This window comes from Salmonella sp. SAL4457, assembly GCF_046548235.1.
GTDB lineage: Bacteria > Pseudomonadota > Gammaproteobacteria > Enterobacterales > Enterobacteriaceae > Salmonella > Salmonella enterica.
Genome location: NZ_JBGDZO010000011.1, coordinates 64,962 through 80,737, shown reverse-complemented (window position 1 = coordinate 80,737; position 15,776 = coordinate 64,962). Strand labels below are relative to the sequence as shown.

The 15,776-nt window shown below is 53.0% G+C and carries 18 protein-coding genes; 4 read left to right on the top strand and 14 right to left on the bottom strand.

Features of this window, described 5'->3' with window-relative positions:
* The first annotated feature begins 186 nt into the window (after positions 1-186).
* Positions 187-1,707 (top strand): putative basic amino acid antiporter YfcC, encoded by a 1,521-nt coding sequence (gene yfcC, locus ACLJNW_RS22100; protein WP_000117931.1) that lies wholly within the window; start codon positions 187-189, stop codon positions 1,705-1,707.
* A 48-nt stretch (positions 1,708-1,755) separates the two neighbouring features.
* Here the strand turns inward: yfcC and ACLJNW_RS22095 are convergent, their stop codons facing one another.
* The 5 genes from ACLJNW_RS22095 to ACLJNW_RS22075 form a co-directional block, all read right to left on the bottom strand.
* The gene (locus ACLJNW_RS22095) at positions 1,756-2,709 is read right to left on the bottom strand and encodes a transketolase family protein (RefSeq protein WP_000593035.1); all 954 of its coding nucleotides are present in this window, start codon (positions 2,707-2,709) and stop codon (positions 1,756-1,758) included.
* Positions 2,702-3,532, bottom strand: a complete 831-nt coding sequence (locus tag ACLJNW_RS22090; protein WP_001103265.1) for a transketolase — start codon at positions 3,530-3,532, stop codon at positions 2,702-2,704. Before ACLJNW_RS22090 ends, ACLJNW_RS22095 begins: the two co-directional genes overlap by 8 nt.
* Positions 3,529-4,920 (bottom strand): PTS ascorbate transporter subunit IIC, encoded by a 1,392-nt coding sequence (locus ACLJNW_RS22085; RefSeq protein ID WP_024154771.1) that lies wholly within the window; start codon positions 4,918-4,920, stop codon positions 3,529-3,531. Before ACLJNW_RS22085 ends, ACLJNW_RS22090 begins: the two co-directional genes overlap by 4 nt.
* A gap of 20 nt (positions 4,921-4,940) precedes the next feature.
* Positions 4,941-5,213 (bottom strand): PTS sugar transporter subunit IIB, encoded by a 273-nt coding sequence (locus ACLJNW_RS22080; RefSeq protein ID WP_000699818.1) that lies wholly within the window; start codon positions 5,211-5,213, stop codon positions 4,941-4,943.
* 80 nt (positions 5,214-5,293) lie between these two features.
* On the bottom strand, positions 5,294-5,737 hold the full coding sequence (locus ACLJNW_RS22075; protein ID WP_000901813.1) for a PTS sugar transporter subunit IIA: 444 nt from the start codon (positions 5,735-5,737) through the stop codon (positions 5,294-5,296).
* 252 nt (positions 5,738-5,989) lie between these two features.
* Here ACLJNW_RS22075 and ACLJNW_RS22070 point away from each other — a divergent pair, with 252 nt between their 5' ends.
* Positions 5,990-7,009, top strand: coding sequence for a LacI family DNA-binding transcriptional regulator (locus tag ACLJNW_RS22070; protein ID WP_024154772.1), 1,020 nt, complete (start codon positions 5,990-5,992; stop codon positions 7,007-7,009).
* A gap of 5 nt (positions 7,010-7,014) precedes the next feature.
* On the opposite strand, the gene yfcD is transcribed toward ACLJNW_RS22070, so the two are convergent.
* The 3 genes from yfcD to yfcF are packed head-to-tail and all read right to left on the bottom strand — an operon-like array spanning position 7,015 to position 8,877.
* A complete protein-coding gene (gene yfcD, locus ACLJNW_RS22065; protein ID WP_000230215.1) occupies positions 7,015-7,569 on the bottom strand; it encodes an NUDIX hydrolase YfcD in 555 nt (184 codons plus the stop codon).
* Between the two features lie 56 nt (positions 7,570-7,625).
* Entirely contained in the window at positions 7,626-8,177 is a 552-nt protein-coding gene (gene yfcE / locus ACLJNW_RS22060) for a phosphodiesterase (RefSeq protein ID WP_000772458.1), read from the bottom strand.
* A gap of 55 nt (positions 8,178-8,232) precedes the next feature.
* The gene (yfcF, locus tag ACLJNW_RS22055; protein ID WP_000043010.1) at positions 8,233-8,877 is read right to left on the bottom strand and encodes a glutathione transferase; all 645 of its coding nucleotides are present in this window, start codon (positions 8,875-8,877) and stop codon (positions 8,233-8,235) included.
* Positions 8,878-9,019: 142 nt separating this feature from the next.
* On the opposite strand from yfcF, the gene yfcG reads away from it, so the two are divergent.
* The gene (gene yfcG, locus ACLJNW_RS22050) at positions 9,020-9,667 is read left to right on the top strand and encodes a GSH-dependent disulfide bond oxidoreductase (protein ID WP_000566561.1); all 648 of its coding nucleotides are present in this window, start codon (positions 9,020-9,022) and stop codon (positions 9,665-9,667) included.
* 125 nt (positions 9,668-9,792) lie between these two features.
* Positions 9,793-10,686 carry a TIGR01777 family oxidoreductase gene (locus ACLJNW_RS22045; RefSeq protein WP_001166274.1) on the top strand — a complete coding sequence of 298 codons (894 nt, stop codon included), beginning with the start codon at positions 9,793-9,795 and terminating at the stop codon, positions 10,684-10,686.
* A 51-nt stretch (positions 10,687-10,737) separates the two neighbouring features.
* Here ACLJNW_RS22045 and hisP read toward each other — a convergent pair whose 3' ends face one another.
* From hisP to ACLJNW_RS22015, 6 genes are all read right to left on the bottom strand, one after another.
* Positions 10,738-11,511: a histidine ABC transporter ATP-binding protein HisP gene (hisP, locus tag ACLJNW_RS22040; RefSeq protein WP_001293591.1), complete on the bottom strand. Its 774-nt coding sequence runs from the start codon at positions 11,509-11,511 to the stop codon at positions 10,738-10,740.
* Between the two features lie 13 nt (positions 11,512-11,524).
* Positions 11,525-12,232 (bottom strand): histidine ABC transporter permease HisM, encoded by a 708-nt coding sequence (hisM, locus tag ACLJNW_RS22035; protein WP_000569771.1) that lies wholly within the window; start codon positions 12,230-12,232, stop codon positions 11,525-11,527.
* On the bottom strand, positions 12,229-12,915 hold the full coding sequence (locus ACLJNW_RS22030) for a histidine ABC transporter permease HisQ (RefSeq protein ID WP_000965498.1): 687 nt from the start codon (positions 12,913-12,915) through the stop codon (positions 12,229-12,231). The genes hisM and ACLJNW_RS22030 overlap by 4 nt, the downstream gene beginning before the upstream one ends.
* Positions 12,916-13,095: 180 nt before the next feature.
* Positions 13,096-13,878, bottom strand: coding sequence for a histidine ABC transporter substrate-binding protein HisJ (gene hisJ, locus ACLJNW_RS22025; RefSeq protein WP_000731865.1), 783 nt, complete (start codon positions 13,876-13,878; stop codon positions 13,096-13,098).
* A 237-nt stretch (positions 13,879-14,115) separates the two neighbouring features.
* Complete coding sequence (gene argT, locus ACLJNW_RS22020; protein WP_000754423.1) at positions 14,116-14,898, bottom strand: lysine/arginine/ornithine ABC transporter substrate-binding protein ArgT; 783 nt, start codon at positions 14,896-14,898, stop codon at positions 14,116-14,118.
* A gap of 288 nt (positions 14,899-15,186) precedes the next feature.
* Positions 15,187-15,756, bottom strand: coding sequence for a UbiX family flavin prenyltransferase (locus ACLJNW_RS22015; protein WP_000825683.1), 570 nt, complete (start codon positions 15,754-15,756; stop codon positions 15,187-15,189).
* Positions 15,757-15,776 lie beyond the last annotated feature (20 nt).

Genomic DNA, 15,776 nt, shown 5'->3' with positions numbered 1-15,776 from the left:
TGTATAAGAGACAGGCCTACAGGTGAGATACCGTTGTAGGCCGGACAAGGCGTTCACGCCGCCATCCGGCATTCTACTATTTACCCTGCAAAGCGGAATTTTTTGCTTAACTGCGCTGCATCAATGAATAACTATTCCCTTCTTCTCATACTTAGCCTCTTTGCTTTGCAACAGGGATAGTCTGTCATGTCTGTCGTTACAGAATCAAAAACAGCCAGAAAATGGGCAATGCCCGATACGCTGGTCATCATCTTTTTTGTCGCCATTTTAACCAGTATCGCCACCTGGGTCGTCCCCGTTGGGATGTTTGATAGCCAGGAAGTGCAGTATCAGGTCGATGGTCAGACAAAAACCCGCAAAGTCGTCGACCCGCACTCTTTTCGCATTGTGACCAATGAGGCCGGGGAAGCGCAGTATCATCGCGTACAATTTTTCACTACCGGCGATGAAAGACCAGGGCTGATGAATTTTCCGTTTGAAGGGTTAACATCCGGATCGAAATTCGGCACTGCCGTCGGCATCATTATGTTTATGTTGGTGATTGGCGGCGCATTCGGCATCGTGATGCGTACCGGCACCGTGGATAACGGCATTCTGGCGCTTATTCGCCACACGCGGGGCAACGAAGTCCTGTTTATTCCGGTGCTATTTGTCCTCTTTTCGTTAGGGGGCGCCGTATTTGGCATGGGCGAAGAGGCGGTCGCCTTTGCAATTATCATAGCCCCGCTGATGGTCAGGCTGGGCTATGACAGCATTACCACCGTCCTGGTGACCTATATCGCCACCCAAATTGGCTTTGCCAGTTCGTGGATGAACCCTTTCTGCGTAGTCGTCGCCCAGGGGATTGCCGGCGTGCCGGTACTTTCCGGCTCCGGGCTGCGTATTGTGGTCTGGATTGTCGCCACGCTGATTGGGCTGGTTTTTACGCTGGTCTACGCCTCACGCGTGAAAAAGAATCCGCTGCTGTCCCGCGTCCACGAATCCGATCGCTATTTCCGCGAACAGCAGGATGAAGTCGTCCAGCGCCCTTTCACCTTCGGTGACTGGCTGGTACTGCTGGTCCTGACCGGCGTAATGATTTGGGTCGTCTGGGGCGTGATTGTCCACGCCTGGTTTATTCCGGAGATCGCCAGCCAGTTTTTCACCATGGGCGTGGTGATCGGCCTCATCGGCGTTATCTTCCGACTCAACGGTATGACGATCAACGTGATGGCGTCCTCATTCACCGAAGGGGCGAGGATGATGATCGCGCCCGCCTTGCTGGTGGGTTTTGCCAAAGGCATTCTGCTGCTGGTCGGCAACGGCGAAGCCGGGGAACCCAGCGTGCTCAATACGCTGCTTAACAGTATCGCGCATGGCATCAGCGGGCTTAATAATGCTATCGCCGCCTGGTTTATGCTGCTCTTCCAGGCGGTATTTAATTTCTTTGTCACGTCCGGTTCGGGTCAGGCGGCGTTAACCATGCCATTACTGGCGCCGCTCGGCGATCTGGTCGGCGTTAACCGTCAGGTGACTGTTCTGGCCTTCCAGTTTGGCGATGGCTTCAGCCATATTATCTATCCGACATCGGCCTCGCTGATGGCCACGCTGGGTGTGTGCCGGGTCGATTTTCGCAACTGGCTGAAAGTGGGGGCGTCGCTGCTGGGACTACTGTTTATTATGTCCAGCGTGGTCGTCATTGGCGCGCAGATGATGGGATATCATTGATCCAAAATGCCGGATGAGCATCAGCGCCATCCGGCAATATCTCCATGATTAAAGCAGTGATTTCGCGGCTTCTACAATCGCTTCGGCGGTGAGTCCGTACTCTTGTTGTAAGAAATCCTGCGTTCCTACCTGCCCATAACGCTCTTTGACGCCAACACGGCGCATCGGCACCGGGCAGTTTTCCACCAGCACTTCCGCCACCGCTGACCCTAGTCCATTATGGATGCTGTGGTTTTCACACGTGACGATACGCCGCGTTTTTTCCGCGTAGTTTTTCACCAACATGCGATCGATAGGCTTTAAGGTGAACATATCAATGACTGCGGCGCTCACGCCTTCCTGCTCCAGTTGGCGCGCCGCCTCCAGCGCCTCCGCCACCATAATGCCGTTGGCGATAAGCGTAATATCATCGCCCTCGCGCAGTACGTTGCCCTTGCCAATGGTAAAGGTAGAGCCTGGCGCATAGATACTCGTCGCCTGCTTACGGATGGTACGCAGCCAGTAAAAACCGTCCAGGTCCATTAGCTGGCGTAAAATATCCGCGAACATCACCGCATCCGTCACCTCCAGTACTACGGAGTGCGCCAGCCCGCGAACAATCCCCATATCTTCAAAAGACATATGGGTGCCGCCATTATGGCACGCCGTCACTCCGGCATCGGAAGCGATCACTTTGACGTTGTTACGCTGATAATCCAGCGCCATAAAGAGCTGATCAAAACAGCGACGGCTGGCAAAAGCGGTAAAGGTATGCACAAACGGTTTACGACCGGTCAGCGCCAGCCCCGCCGCAGTGCCAATCACATTCGCCTCCATAATACCGCAGTTAATGACATGCTGCGGGTAGTCACGCGCCACGCTGTCCATCGCCATTGAGCTCATTAAATCAGCCTCAAGCGCAATAATTGGGCTTCCAGCCTCAATCTGCCCGGCGACAAAACCGGCGTAAACTTTGCGCATTTCGATATCGTCTTTAAGCCCTGCGGGCGCAAGCTTAATCATGCATGACCTCCAGTTGATGAATGGCCTCATTGAGCGTCTGCTTCATGCCATCCGTCAGGCGTAAGTGGTGAGAATTCGTTAACTGCTCCAGGCATGGCACCCCCTGCCCTTTAATGCTGTCAAGGATCACAACCCGTGGCTGGGCATCGGCGGGCGGCACAGGCTGAACCACCGCCAGTAGTCCGGCGATATCATCGCCTTTGACGGTGACGACATCGAAACCAAACGCACGGAATTTCCCTTCCAGATCGAATGGATTGATAATCTCCTCCAGCTCGCCGTCAAGCTGCTGTTTATTCCAGTCAATGAAAACGGTCAGATTATTCAGGCGGTGGTGGGCAATAAACTGAAACGCCTCCCAGCACTGCCCTTCATTGAGCTCGCCATCGCCGACAATGCAAAATACCCGGTTGGGTCGCCGCGCCAGTTTATGCGACAACGCCATTCCGCCCGCAATAGAGATGCCCTGTCCCAGTGAGCCGGTCGTGGCGTCCACGCCGCGCGTTTTTAGCCGATCCGGATGGCTGGGAAGACGGGTGCCGTTCTGGTTAAGCGTATTCAGCTCTTCGCGCGGGAAATAGCCTTTAATCGCCAGGGTACTGTACAACGCGGGGCCCGCATGGCCTTTCGACAGTACGAAGTAATCGCGTTCCGGCCAGTCCGGGTCGGCAGGGTCGATTTTCATCACCGCGCCGTACAGAACCGCCAGAGTCTCCACTACCGACATGCTGCCGCCATAGTGACCAAAGCCAAGATGGTTTAAGGATTTGAGCGTGGCGACGCGAATATCGCGCGCCAGTTGGGTGATTTCGGTTACGTTCATTCTTTCGCTCCGCTATTTTCCTGCACTTCGGCAGTCGCTTTTTTGTTTTTGGCCAACACGTTGTACGCCACCAGTAGCGCGAATAGCGCCACCACCAGCCCCGTGATAGCCATCGGCGACAGATAACGCGCCAGGTTGCCCAGCAAAATACCGATTACGCCAAAGTCAGCATCCGAGAACGTGGTATTGGCGAAGCCGATCGCGCCGAGAACCGGCAGTAACAGCACTGGCAGGAAAGTGATTAATAGACCATTAGCAAATGCGCCGATCATCGCCCCGCGGCGACCGCCGGTGGCATTGCCAAAGACGCCTGCGGTCGCGCCGGTAAAGAAGTGCGGCACAACGCCTGGCAGGATTAACACAAGCTTCATCTGTCCAAGCAGGAACAGCCCCACCAGCCCGCCGAGAAAACTGAACAGGAAGCCAATCAGTACCGCGTTAGGGGCATAGGGATACACCACCGGGCAGTCCAGCGCCGGACGCGCGTTTGGCACCAGTTTTTCTGAAAAGCCGGTAAAGGCCGGAACAATTTCCGCCAGAATCAGACGGACGCCTTGCAGAATGATGAACACGCCGGCGGCGAAGGTGATTGCCATGATGATGGCGTACACCAGATAGTTTTGCCCGCCGCTAAACGTCGCTTCGACATACTCACGCCCTGCGCTGACTGCCATGCTCAGATAGATAATCATCATGGTCAGCGAAATCGAGATAGAACTGTCGCGTAAAAAACTGAGGTTTTTCGGCAGGTTCATCTCTTCCGTGGAGCGGGAGCCTTTACCACACAGGCTGCCAATCCAGCCGGAAAGCACATATCCCAGGGTACCGAAGTGACCAAACGCAATGTCATCGGTACCGGTAATCCGCCTCATATAACGTTGGGCCAACGCCGGGAAGAAGGCCATCACCAGCCCCAGGATCAGCGATCCGGTGAAGACCAGCCCTACGCCCTCAAACCCCGCCACGGTCAGGATTACGCCAATCATACAGGCCATGTAAAAGGTGTGATGCCCGGTCAAAAAGATATATTTAAGACGCGTAAAGCGCGCCACGACAATATTGGCCACCATACCAAATGCCATAATTAACGCCGTGGACGCGCCATATTTTTCCAGTGCGATTGAGACTATCGCTTCATTATTAGGAATAATGCCCTGAATATTAAAAGCGTGTTCAAACATACCCCCTAGCGGATTTAATGAACCTACCAGTACAGTTGCGCCACCACCAAGCACAATAAAACCTAAAATGGTTTTAATCGTGCCTTTTACCACATCGGAAAACGCTTTTTTCTGCGCCACCAGACCAATCAGCGCAATTAACCCTACAAGCACCGAGGGCACTTTTAAAATATCAACAACAAAATTCAGCGTTTCAAGGATAAACATATCCACCTCGCCAGCAATAATTATTGTTTAGCGAACCATGCGCGCAGCTGCGTTTCCAGTTCGTTGATGTCGATGATGTTATTGATCACCACCAGTTGGCTTTCCGGTACGCTGGCGCTGGCCGCGATATCTTTGGCCATTACAAAAAGATCGGCAGCCCCGGGCGTGGCCGATGAGAGATCGGAGTGTTCCACCTCGGCGTCAATATTGAGTTTCTTTAATACTTTTTTAATGTTCATTTCTACCATAAAACTACTACCCAGGCCGGAACCGCAAATTGCCATGATTTTCATTATTGTCACCTTTTAAAAGTAGAGTTGGTCTGCATCACGCACGGGCGCAATGTTATTTACCGCAAGAAAATGGAATAAAATCAGAAACGGTCAATAATCGTTTTAATGTCCTCCAGGTTTTTTGCCTGATGTAATTTTTCCATATCTACATCACTGGAAAATAATTCCGCCAGCGCCGATATCATTTCGATATGACTGTGCTTATCAGGCGCCGCCAGCATAATAATGATGTCAACCGGATCAAATTCGTCTGCGCCAAATGAAACGCCGCGCTGTAGTTTCAGTAACGATAAACCTAACCCTTTCGCCCCCTCTTCCGGCCTCGCATGCGGCATCGCTAACCCTGGCGCTAATACATAATACGGCCCAAGCTTTTGGTGCTGCTGAACAATCGCCGTAAGGTATTCCGGTGCGATAACACCTGCGTCCAGCAGGGGTTTGCCGCAAATTTCCAGCGCCTGCGGCCACGTTTCCACGCTCTCCTGTAGCGTGATGGTTGCGTCAGATAACCAGGTTCCCAGCATGTTATTCGCCCCCACGGTGTATGAAATTATGAACAAACTTTATTCAAGCCATTCGATATTAGCTGCGATCGTTATCACAAAGATAGCGCTACCAGCGACTATTACTCAGAATTGTGATAGCGCTATCAAATTAAAATCATGGTGTGAAATCACAGCAAAAAAGCGGATTTAAGGCGTATACTGCCAGTCATGCGAAGCAAAGAACGACAATAAAAAAGCATCTCAACATGTTGTAATGACGCAGGAATTTGTATGTCGATACCCCGTAAACGGCGCAGTACCGGTAAAGTGACTATCGCCGATGTAGCCCAACTTGCCGGTGTAGGCACGATGACCGTATCACGAGCCTTACGCACGCCGGAACAGGTCTCTGATAAACTCCGGGAAAAAATCGAAGCGGCAGTGCATGAGCTGGGCTATATGCCTAATCTCGCCGCCAGCGCGCTGGCGTCTGCCTCCTCGCACACCATCGCGATGGTCGTACCGAACCTTGCGGAAGCGGGGTGTTCTGAAATGTTCGCCGGGCTGCAACAAATTTTACAGCCCGCTGGCTACCAGATTATGCTGGCGGAATCGCAGCATCGCGTGGAACAAGAGGAGAAGCTGCTCGAAACGCTGCTGGCCTCTAACATTGCCGCGGCGATTCTGCTTAGCGTCGAACATAGCACTACCGTGCGCCAGTGGCTAAAAAATGCCTCTATCCCGGTGATGGAGATGGGCGCGATTCGCAGCGATCCTATTGATATGAATATCGGTATTGATAACGTTGCGGCAATGTATGAGCTGACGGAAATGCTGATTCAGCGCGGTTATCAGAATATCGGGCTACTATGCGCCAATCAGGAGCAGTGGATTTTTCAGCAACATCTGCACGGCTGGTACAAAGCGATGCTTCGCCACCATATGTCGCCAAACCGGGTGATTAATGCCGCCTTGCCACCCAATTTTTCTACCGGTGCGTCGCAACTGCCGGAGTTTTTACTGGCGTGGCCGGAGCTGGACGCGCTGGTATGCGTATCGGATGAGCTGGCCTGCGGCGCGTTATACGAGTGCCAACGACGGCGGATCAAAGTTCCGGACGATTTAGCGGTGGTCGGGTTTGGCGATAGCGATGTCAGCCAGGTCTGCCAGCCGCCGTTAACCACCATGGCCGTACCGCACCGTAAGATTGGCAGTGAAGCCGGACGGGCGCTGTTGGAAAGGTTAAATCAGGGAAACTGGAGCGATCGGAAATCCATCGCCTCCAGTTTATGTATGCGGGAAAGCTGCTAAAACGCTTATTCCGTCTCTTCCGGTTTCTCCTGGAGCGCGGCTTCGTTTTTGGCGTTGCGGGTCATCCACAGCGCCAGCGCTTTGAGCGAATCTGGCGTAAACTCATCACAGCGCGCGGTGATCTCCTCCGGAGTCAGCCAACACACTTCGCTGACTTCATCTTCCTGAAGCGCGAAAGGCCCGTGGGAAACGCAGCTAAACAGCGCGCCCCAAACCCGGCAATGTTGGTCTTCAAAGTAAAACAGACCGTGTTCGGCAAACGGCACGCCTGCAATACCCAACTCTTCTTCCGCTTCGCGGCGGGCAGATTCCAGTAGCTGCTCATCAGCCTGGACCACGCCGCCTGCGGTAGCATCTAACATACCGGGCAAAAAATCTTTTGTTTCGGTACGACGCTGCACCAGAATTTTACCCATACCATCATGAACGACGATATACGTCGCACGATGCCGTAAGCGTTGCGCACGCATCTGTTCCCGGCTGGACTGTGCAATGACTTCATTGTCTTCATTCACAATATCCACCCATTCCGTACTTGCCAAACGACGCTGTTCCACCATCAGGAAACCTTCTTATTTCTGGCGCTCTTACGGCGCATTTACGTTTGTGAGGTAAATTACGAGTTAATTGCAACCTGCGCAATGATACTTTGATCATTGAGTGCGATTACGCTCAACACATTATCATCCAGAATACCGTAGCTTGCCGCATACCCGCCTTTCGGGATGCTCACTGACCCAGGGTTAAAGTGATACAGTCCTTCCTGCTGTTGCGCCACCGGCAGATGCGTATGACCATAGACCAACACATCGCCAGTATGCAGAGCGGGCAGATTCGTCGGCCCGAAGAGGTGCCCATGCGTTAAAAATAGCCGCCTCTCTTGCGTCAATATTTGCTGCCACGGCGCAGTGATCGGGAAATGCAGCAGCATCTGATCCACTTCGCTATCGCAGTTGCCGCGCACGGCAATGATTTGCGTCGCCACCGCGTTCAGGCGTTCGGCGACCTGGGCGGGCGCATAGCCTTCAGGCAGCGCATTTCGCGGCCCGTGGTTAAGGACATCGCCTAATATCACCAGCCAACGCGCGCCGCTTTGCGCGAACCGCTCAAGCACGCGTTCCGTGGCGGGTAAAGAACCATGAATGTCCGATGCGAACATCAGTTTCATCGCTCACTCCTCGTTGTGAAAAACGGCGTTATGATACTGGAATATGAATAGATTTTCAGCCTGAACGCTTCGAGGAAAGCGCAATAAAACGCTGTACGGAAGCACGCTGCCACTGGAATGTCGCATATGCCGCCAGCGACGCCGGCACGTCATCGCCATGCAGCGCCAGACGATTGATCATCAATGCCAGATCGGTATCGGCAATGCACCATTCACCAAATAAATTTTGCGTCCCCTGCCCCAATAGCGCTTCAGCCGTCGCAAACAGTTTTGCCGCGCTGGCTTTTCCAGCCTCGCTTAGCGGCGCTTTTTTCGCCCCGGCAAACACTACGTCGGTAGGCCGTTCTTCGCGAAGCGGCAGTAAATCGCTGCGTAGCCACGCCTGAATCTGTCGCGCGCGGGCGCGTTTTTGTAAATCGTGCGGGTAGATACGCTCCCACTGCGGCGGCGCGAAACGCTCCTCCAGGTATTCCGCAATAGCGGACGACTCGCTCAACTCAAAATTGTCGGCCTCAAGCACCGGTACGCGCTGCGTCAGCGCATATCCTCGCCAGCCAGGTTGCAGATGTTCTCCCTGGTCCAGATCGCGAGTTTTCAGAGTAAAGGAAAGCCCTTTTTCTTGTAATGCCACCCAGGCGGACAAGACGTAGGGAGAGAAAAAGTTCGCATCCGACCACAGCACAATAACAGGCTTACTCATAATGTCCTCTTGAGGGCGTATTAGGTTTCTTCCCAAAATATAGCGTCTTTCGCCTGCTGTCACCTGATGAAAACTCACACACATCAGGAGGCTTTCTATACTTAATTCAGCCCAGACTCTTTACGCACATGCAGGAGCCAAAATGATTGACCTTTACTACGCCCCCACGCCCAACGGGCATAAAATAACGCTGTTTCTGGAAGAGGCGGAGCTGGCGTATCGTTTGCTAAAAGTAGATATCAGCAAGGGCAATCAGTTTCGCCCTGATTTTTTGGCTATCTCTCCCAATAATAAAATTCCTGCCATCGTCGATCACGCCCCGGCAGACGGCGGTCAACCGCTTAGTCTTTTTGAATCCGGCGAAATTCTTCTCTACCTGGCGGAAAAAAGCGGCAAACTGCTTAGCGGGGAGCTGCGTGAACGCCATACCACGCTGCAATGGCTGTTCTGGCAGGTCGGCGGGTTAGGGCCGATGCTGGGCCAGAATCATCACTTTAACCACTTTGCGCCGCAGGCCATCCCCTATGCAATTGAACGCTATCAGGTTGAAACGCAACGCTTATACAACGTCCTGAATAAACGCCTGGAAACCTCCCCGTGGCTGGGCGGCGACCACTACAGTATTGCGGATATCGCCAGTTGGCCGTGGGTTAACGCACATCAGCGTCAGCGAATCGATCTTGATAGCTACCCGGCGGTGTATAACTGGTTTGAACGCATTCGCACGCGTCCTGCGACAGCGCGCGCACTGTTACAAGCGCAACTGCACTGTAACAGTACGAAAGCGTAACGCGGTAGCATACATCATGTATGATGTAGAGGTGTATACACGGAAAAAACCTGCGTCCGGCACCCTTATTCGTATTAAAAACCCGACATTAGGGAAGAGGAAATCCTCCCTACTCTGGAGGTCATATGCAGATTCTGATTACCGGCGGTACGGGCCTGATAGGGCGTCATCTCATTCCCCGGCTGTTAACACTGGGGCACCAGGTGACGGTCGTTACGCGCAATCCCGATAACGCGCGTCAGATTCTCGATTCCAGAGTGACATTATGGAAAGGGCTGGCGGAACGTGAGCACCTCAATGAGATTGATGCCATCATCAATCTGGCGGGCGAACCGATTGCCGACAAGCGCTGGACGTCACAACAAAAAGAACGGTTGTGCCAAAGCCGCTGGGCTATCACGCAAAAGTTGGTGGATTTAATTCATGCCAGCGCTACGCCGCCCTCGGTGTTGATATCCGGCTCCGCCACGGGCTATTACGGCGATCTGGGCGACGTTGTCGTCACTGAAGATGAGCCGCCGCACAACGAATTTACGCATAAACTTTGCGCCCGCTGGGAACAGATTGCCTGTCGTGCGCAGAGCGACCAGACCCGCGTCTGCCTGCTGCGTACCGGCGTTGTCCTGGCGCCGCAAGGCGGGATTCTGGGGAAAATGGTTCCGCCGTTTCGCCTCGGACTCGGCGGTCCGGTGGGTAATGGTCGACAATATCTGGCCTGGATTCACATCGACGATATGGTCAACGGCATTCTGTGGCTGCTGGATAACGATCTTCGCGGTCCCTTCAATATGGTCTCGCCGTATCCCGTCCATAATGAGCATTTTGCTCATGCGCTGGGTCGCGCGCTGCGCCGCCCGGCGATTATTCGCATTCCGGCGACGGCAATTCGCTTATTGATGGGAGAGTCGTCAGTGCTGGTGCTGGGCGGACAGCGGGCGCTGCCAAAACGGCTTGAAGCCGCCGGATTCGCATTTCGCTGGTATGATTTAGAAGAGGCGCTGGCGGATGTGATTCGCTAGTTCCCAAAGCGCCGTATCCTGCCCGGTAAGCGATGCGCCGCCGGGCTTCTTTTATTTCAGCGAGCCTTTCAGGAATTGCTGTAAACGCGGGCTTTGCGGATTGCCGAACACCTGCTCCGGATCGCCCTCTTCTTCAATTTTCCCCTGATGCAGAAAAATAACGTGCGAAGAGACATGGCGGGCGAAGCCCATTTCATGCGTGACCACCACCATCGTTTTGCCTTCTTCCGCCAGTTGTTGCATAATGCGCAACACTTCGCCGACCAGTTCAGGATCGAGTGCCGATGTGGGTTCATCGAACAGTAAAACGTCAGGTTCCATCGCCAGCGCGCGCGCAATAGAAACGCGCTGCTGTTGGCCGCCGGAGAGATGGACGGGATATTTGCCCTGAGCGCGCTCATCAATCCCCACCTTCGCCAGATATTTCAACGCCCGCTCGCGCGCGTCGTGCTTGCTTAATCCCAGTACCTGAATCGGCGCTTCCATCACATTTTCCAGTACCGTCATGTGGCTCCAGAGGTTAAAGTGCTGAAACACCATCGTCAGGCGGGTACGCAACAAGCGTAGCTGATTTTTATCCGCCACTTTGAGCTGCCCGTCTTTGTCGCGCACCAGATTAATGTTCTGACCGTTCACGATAATCGCGCCTTCGCTCGGTTTTTCGAGGAAGTTAATACAGCGCAAAAAAGTGCTTTTACCGGAGCCGGACGAGCCGATGATGCTAATCACATCTCCGGCGCGGGCCTGCAGCGATACCCCTTTCAGCACTTCATGACCGCCGTAGCGTTTGTGCAAATCGATAACGTGTAATTTATTTTCTGACATCATGTTACTCGAATTATTTAGAGGACACGTGCTGCAACCAGCGTCTTTCCGCCCGACGGAACAGGCTTATCAGGACATACGAAATGAGTAAATACAACACGGCGGCAATGCCAAACGCGGTAAACGGCTGGTAAGTCGCTGAGTTAATATCGCGGGCGATTTTCAACAAATCCGGCACCGTCGCGGTAAACGCCAGCGCCGTAGAGTGCAGCATTAAAATCACTTCGTTGCTGTAGGCAGGCAAGGCGATGCGTAATGCCGACGGCAAAATAATGCAGCGATACATTTTAAATGACGAGAAGCCATAGGCCCGTGCCGCTTCAATTTCACCGTGCGGCACCGAGCGAATCGCCCCGGCGAAAATCTCCGTGGTATACGCGCAGGTATTCAGCGTCAGCGCCAGTACGGTACAGTTCAGTCCGCTGCGGAAAAACGCGTTAAGAAGATCGGTGCCTTTGACTATCTCCAGCGTATACATCCCCGAATAGAACACCAGTAGCTGTACGTACAGCGGTGTGCCGCGAAAAATATACGTGAACAGCCAGATGGGAAAACGGATGAATTTATTACTGGAAACGCGACCTACCGCCAGAATCACCGCCAGAAGACCGCCCATCACCACCGATGAAATTAACAACCACAGCGTAATCGCCACGCCGGTAAAACGATAGCCATCCGTCCACAGCAGGGATTTCCAGTACTCCTGAATGATCTCAATCACAAATCGGCCCTCTTCACGCCCACGGAATAGCGACGCTCAAGTAAGAGCAGCACACCATTGGAAACGGTGGTAAATACCAGGTAGATAAGTCCACAGACCACGGCAAAATAGAAAGGCTCCCAGGTGCTTTTACCGGCAAGCTGCGTGGCTTTGACGACATCTTCCAGGCCCAGCAGCGACACCAGCGCCGTCGCTTTGAGTATCACCTGCCAGTTATTGCCGATCCCCGGCAGGGCGTAACGCATCATCGCCGGGAACATAATCCGCCGGAAGGTTTGCCCGTGGGTAAAACCAAAGGCCGTCGCCGCCTCGATATGGCCTTTCGGCACCGCCATAAACGCGCCGCGAAAGGTTTCGGTAAAATAGGCGCCGTAGATGAAACCAAGGGTGATAATACCGGCCACCATCGGATCAATATCTATCTGGTCGATACCCAGCGAATCGGTCACCACGTTAAGCGCGATTTGCAATCCGTAAAATATCAGCAGCATTAAAACCAGATCCGGCACCCCGCGAATCAGGGTGGTGTATCCTTCAAAAATAAGCCCCGTTACCCGGTTTTGCGAAAGCTTCGCCCCCGCGCCGACAAGACCAATAAGCACGGCCAGCACCACGGAACTGAGCGCCAGTTCCAGCGTGACGATCGCGCCCTGTAAAATTACGCCTGAAAACCCGTACAACATGCAGCCTGTCCTGTTGTGTGTGGTGAAGTAAGAAGCCTCTTTTGCATTTTTGCCTCACATCACGCCGGATGGCGGCTGTGCCTTGCCCGGCCTACGATGCTCCGTAGGCCTGACAAGCGCAGCGCCATCAGGCAATGCAGACAGTCAACATTCTTTGGGCTTTATCTGCACCGACGGTGATTAACCGCCATAAACATCAAAATCAAAGTACTTTTTCGCCAGCTTTTCGTAAGTACCGTCAGCACGCATTTCAGCAAAGGCTTTGTTCAGCGCTTCGCGCAGCTCGTTATCCTCTTTGCGCAGCCCCATACCGGTTCCTACGCCGAATAACTTCTCATCTTTCACCGCCGGGCCGCCGAATTTATAGTCTTTTCCGACGGGCTGTTTAAGGAAACCTTCGCTGGCCGCGACCTCGTCCTGGAACGCTGCATCAATACGACCAGCCGTCAGATCGGAATAAATGTTGTCCTGCCCCTGGTAAGAGACGATCTCAATCCCTTTCGGCGCCCAGTGCTCATTGCCGAAGGTCTCCTGCGTCGTCCCCTGTAGCACGCCGACGCGCTTGCCTTTCAGCGACGCGATGGTCGGCTGAATATCAGAGTTCTTCGCCACCACCAGACGGGAATCAGCGGCGTAAAGCTTGTCGGTAAACGCGATTTCCTGCTGGCGCTTTTCAGTGATGGACAGCGAGGACATGATGGCATCAATTTTCTTCGCTTTTAAAGACGGAATCAGCGCATCCAGCGGGTTTTCCACGAACGTACACTGTGTGTTGATACGTTTGCACAGCTCTTTGGCCAGATCGATATCAAAGCCGACCAATTCACCTTGTGCATTTTTGGATTCAAACGGTGCGTATGTAGGATCGGTACCGATACGAATCTTTTGTGGAATAGCGGCAAATGCTGCGGTAGCGCTGGAAAATGCCAGCACCAGAGAAAGGGATAACGCCAGTTTTTTCATAACTATCCTCAACAGACTGTCTTTCCAGGAGATCTTTACAGATCCGATGCGACTATCGTGCCATTAATCAGGCCGACAAGGCAAAGCATTCTACCTTGTCAGCCGGTTTATTTTGCATAAAAATCGATTAAGTATGCATTTATGCGCCTGTTCCGCAACGGCTTATGCACCAAAAAGGTGCAAAACATCTATTTTGCACCGTGATAGTTCCCCAGCGCGGCGCGTTATCCCCTTCCCTCAATCGCCGTAGACATTAAAATCGAAGTACTTTTTGGCCATTTTGTCGTAAGTTCCGTCCTGGCGCAGTTCGGTCAGCGCTTTATCAAACGCGGCTTTTAGCTCGGTATCGTCTTTACGCAGCCCAACCCCCGTCCCGTCGCCAAAATATTTTTTATCCTTCACGGAAGGACCGGCAAACGCATACTCTTTGCCCGCTGGCTGCTTCAGGAAACCTTCGCTGGCGGCGACTTCATCCTGCAATGCAGCATCCAGGCGACCGGCGGTTAAATCGGAATAGATAAGATCCTGGTTGGCATAAGCCACCACATCCACACCTTTAGTGCGCCAGTTATCATTGGCGTAAGCCTCTTGCGTGGACCCTTGCAGCACGCCGACATGCTTGCCTTTCAGCGATTCCAGCGTCGGCTGAATGGGAGACCCTTTTGCCGCAATCAGACGTGAATCCGCCGCGTAAAGTTTGTCGGAAAACGCAATTTCTTGCTGGCGTTTATCGGTGATAGAGAGCGATGAAATAATGGCATCAATTTTTTTCGCTTTTAGTGAGGGAATAAGCGCATCAAAGTCGCTGGCGACCCAGGTACATTTCACCTGCATACGCTTACACATTTCATTACCGAGATCGATATCAAAGCCAATAAACTCGCCTTTGGCATCTTTTGATGAGAAAGGCGCGTAGGTGGTATCTGTTCCAATACGAACCGTTTGCGGGAGCGCGGCGTAACTGGCCGCCGTCGCGCCCAGACCTATCAGCAAAGACAAAGCGAGAACGGTCTTCTTCATACATACCCCTCAAGTGGCGTCATTTTCTTATGTTTTACGTGGTGTTGTGTGTTTGCAGACTTTTTCATGCAGGTCTTATGCCATTTTCACGTCAGCAAAACGATTCGACGTTAAATTTGTTAATAAAACGTTGCAATATTGTCCTGATGTTGAAGATAGCAGGTATGACGGTTGAACCGCAGCGTTTCGGCGGCTTTTAACGAATTAAATGTTGAGGATATGATCGCGGTTACAAAATTGCCCTGAAACAGGGCAACAGGGACAATAATGCACGCTAAACAGACAACGCTATGCGCCCTGCCAGCGAACAAAAAGGTCGTGCGGAAGGGGGATGCCAAACTGATCCAACACTCGGTTAACCGTTTGATTTATAACATCATCTAACGTCTGAGGAAGGTGATAAAAAGCCGGAACCGGCGGCATAATCACCGCGCCTATCTCAGCGGCCTGGGTCATTAAACGCAAATGCCCGATATGCAGCGGCGTTTCGCGCACACACAGCACCAGAGGTCGCCGCTCTTTTAATATCACATCCGCCGCGCGGGTAAGCAGTCCGTCAGTATAACTGTGGACAATCCCCGACAGCGTTTTAATCGAACAGGGCAAGATAACCATTCCCGCCGTCGGGTAAGAGCCCGAGGAAATGCTGGCGGCAATGTCGCGCGCATCGTGCGTCACATCGGCCAGCGCCTGCACCTCGCGCAGCGAAAAATGGGTCTCCAGCGCCAGCGTTTGCCGGGCCGCCTGGCTCATCACCAGATGCGTTTCCACGCTATCGACATCGCGCAAAATTTGTAATAAGCGCACGCCATAAATCGCTCCGCTGGCGCCGCTAATTCCTACAATGAGTCGTTTCATGTTCTCTTACCGTTTACGAG

Coding starts and splice junctions, on each gene's coding strand:
- argT (WP_000754423.1), bottom strand. CDS start 14,898: ATGAAGAAGACCGTTCTCGCTTTGTCTTTGCTGATAGGTCTGGGCGCG.
- yfcC (WP_000117931.1), top strand. CDS start 187: ATGTCTGTCGTTACAGAATCAAAAACAGCCAGAAAATGGGCAATGCCC.
- ACLJNW_RS22030 (WP_000965498.1), bottom strand. CDS start 12,915: ATGTTGTACGGGTTTTCAGGCGTAATTTTACAGGGCGCGATCGTCACG.
- yfcE (WP_000772458.1), bottom strand. CDS start 8,177: ATGAAACTGATGTTCGCATCGGACATTCATGGTTCTTTACCCGCCACG.
- ACLJNW_RS22095 (WP_000593035.1), bottom strand. CDS start 2,709: ATGATTAAGCTTGCGCCCGCAGGGCTTAAAGACGATATCGAAATGCGC.
- yfcD (WP_000230215.1), bottom strand. CDS start 7,569: ATGGTGGAACAGCGTCGTTTGGCAAGTACGGAATGGGTGGATATTGTG.
- hisP (WP_001293591.1), bottom strand. CDS start 11,511: ATGTCAGAAAATAAATTACACGTTATCGATTTGCACAAACGCTACGGC.
- yfcG (WP_000566561.1), top strand. CDS start 9,020: ATGATTGACCTTTACTACGCCCCCACGCCCAACGGGCATAAAATAACG.
- ACLJNW_RS22090 (WP_001103265.1), bottom strand. CDS start 3,532: ATGAACGTAACCGAAATCACCCAACTGGCGCGCGATATTCGCGTCGCC.
- ACLJNW_RS22075 (WP_000901813.1), bottom strand. CDS start 5,737: ATGCTGGGAACCTGGTTATCTGACGCAACCATCACGCTACAGGAGAGC.
- ACLJNW_RS22085 (WP_024154771.1), bottom strand. CDS start 4,920: ATGTTTATCCTTGAAACGCTGAATTTTGTTGTTGATATTTTAAAAGTG.
- ACLJNW_RS22080 (WP_000699818.1), bottom strand. CDS start 5,213: ATGAAAATCATGGCAATTTGCGGTTCCGGCCTGGGTAGTAGTTTTATG.
- ACLJNW_RS22045 (WP_001166274.1), top strand. CDS start 9,793: ATGCAGATTCTGATTACCGGCGGTACGGGCCTGATAGGGCGTCATCTC.
- ACLJNW_RS22070 (WP_024154772.1), top strand. CDS start 5,990: ATGTCGATACCCCGTAAACGGCGCAGTACCGGTAAAGTGACTATCGCC.
- ACLJNW_RS22015 (WP_000825683.1), bottom strand. CDS start 15,756: ATGAAACGACTCATTGTAGGAATTAGCGGCGCCAGCGGAGCGATTTAT.
- yfcF (WP_000043010.1), bottom strand. CDS start 8,877: ATGAGTAAGCCTGTTATTGTGCTGTGGTCGGATGCGAACTTTTTCTCT.
- hisJ (WP_000731865.1), bottom strand. CDS start 13,878: ATGAAAAAACTGGCGTTATCCCTTTCTCTGGTGCTGGCATTTTCCAGC.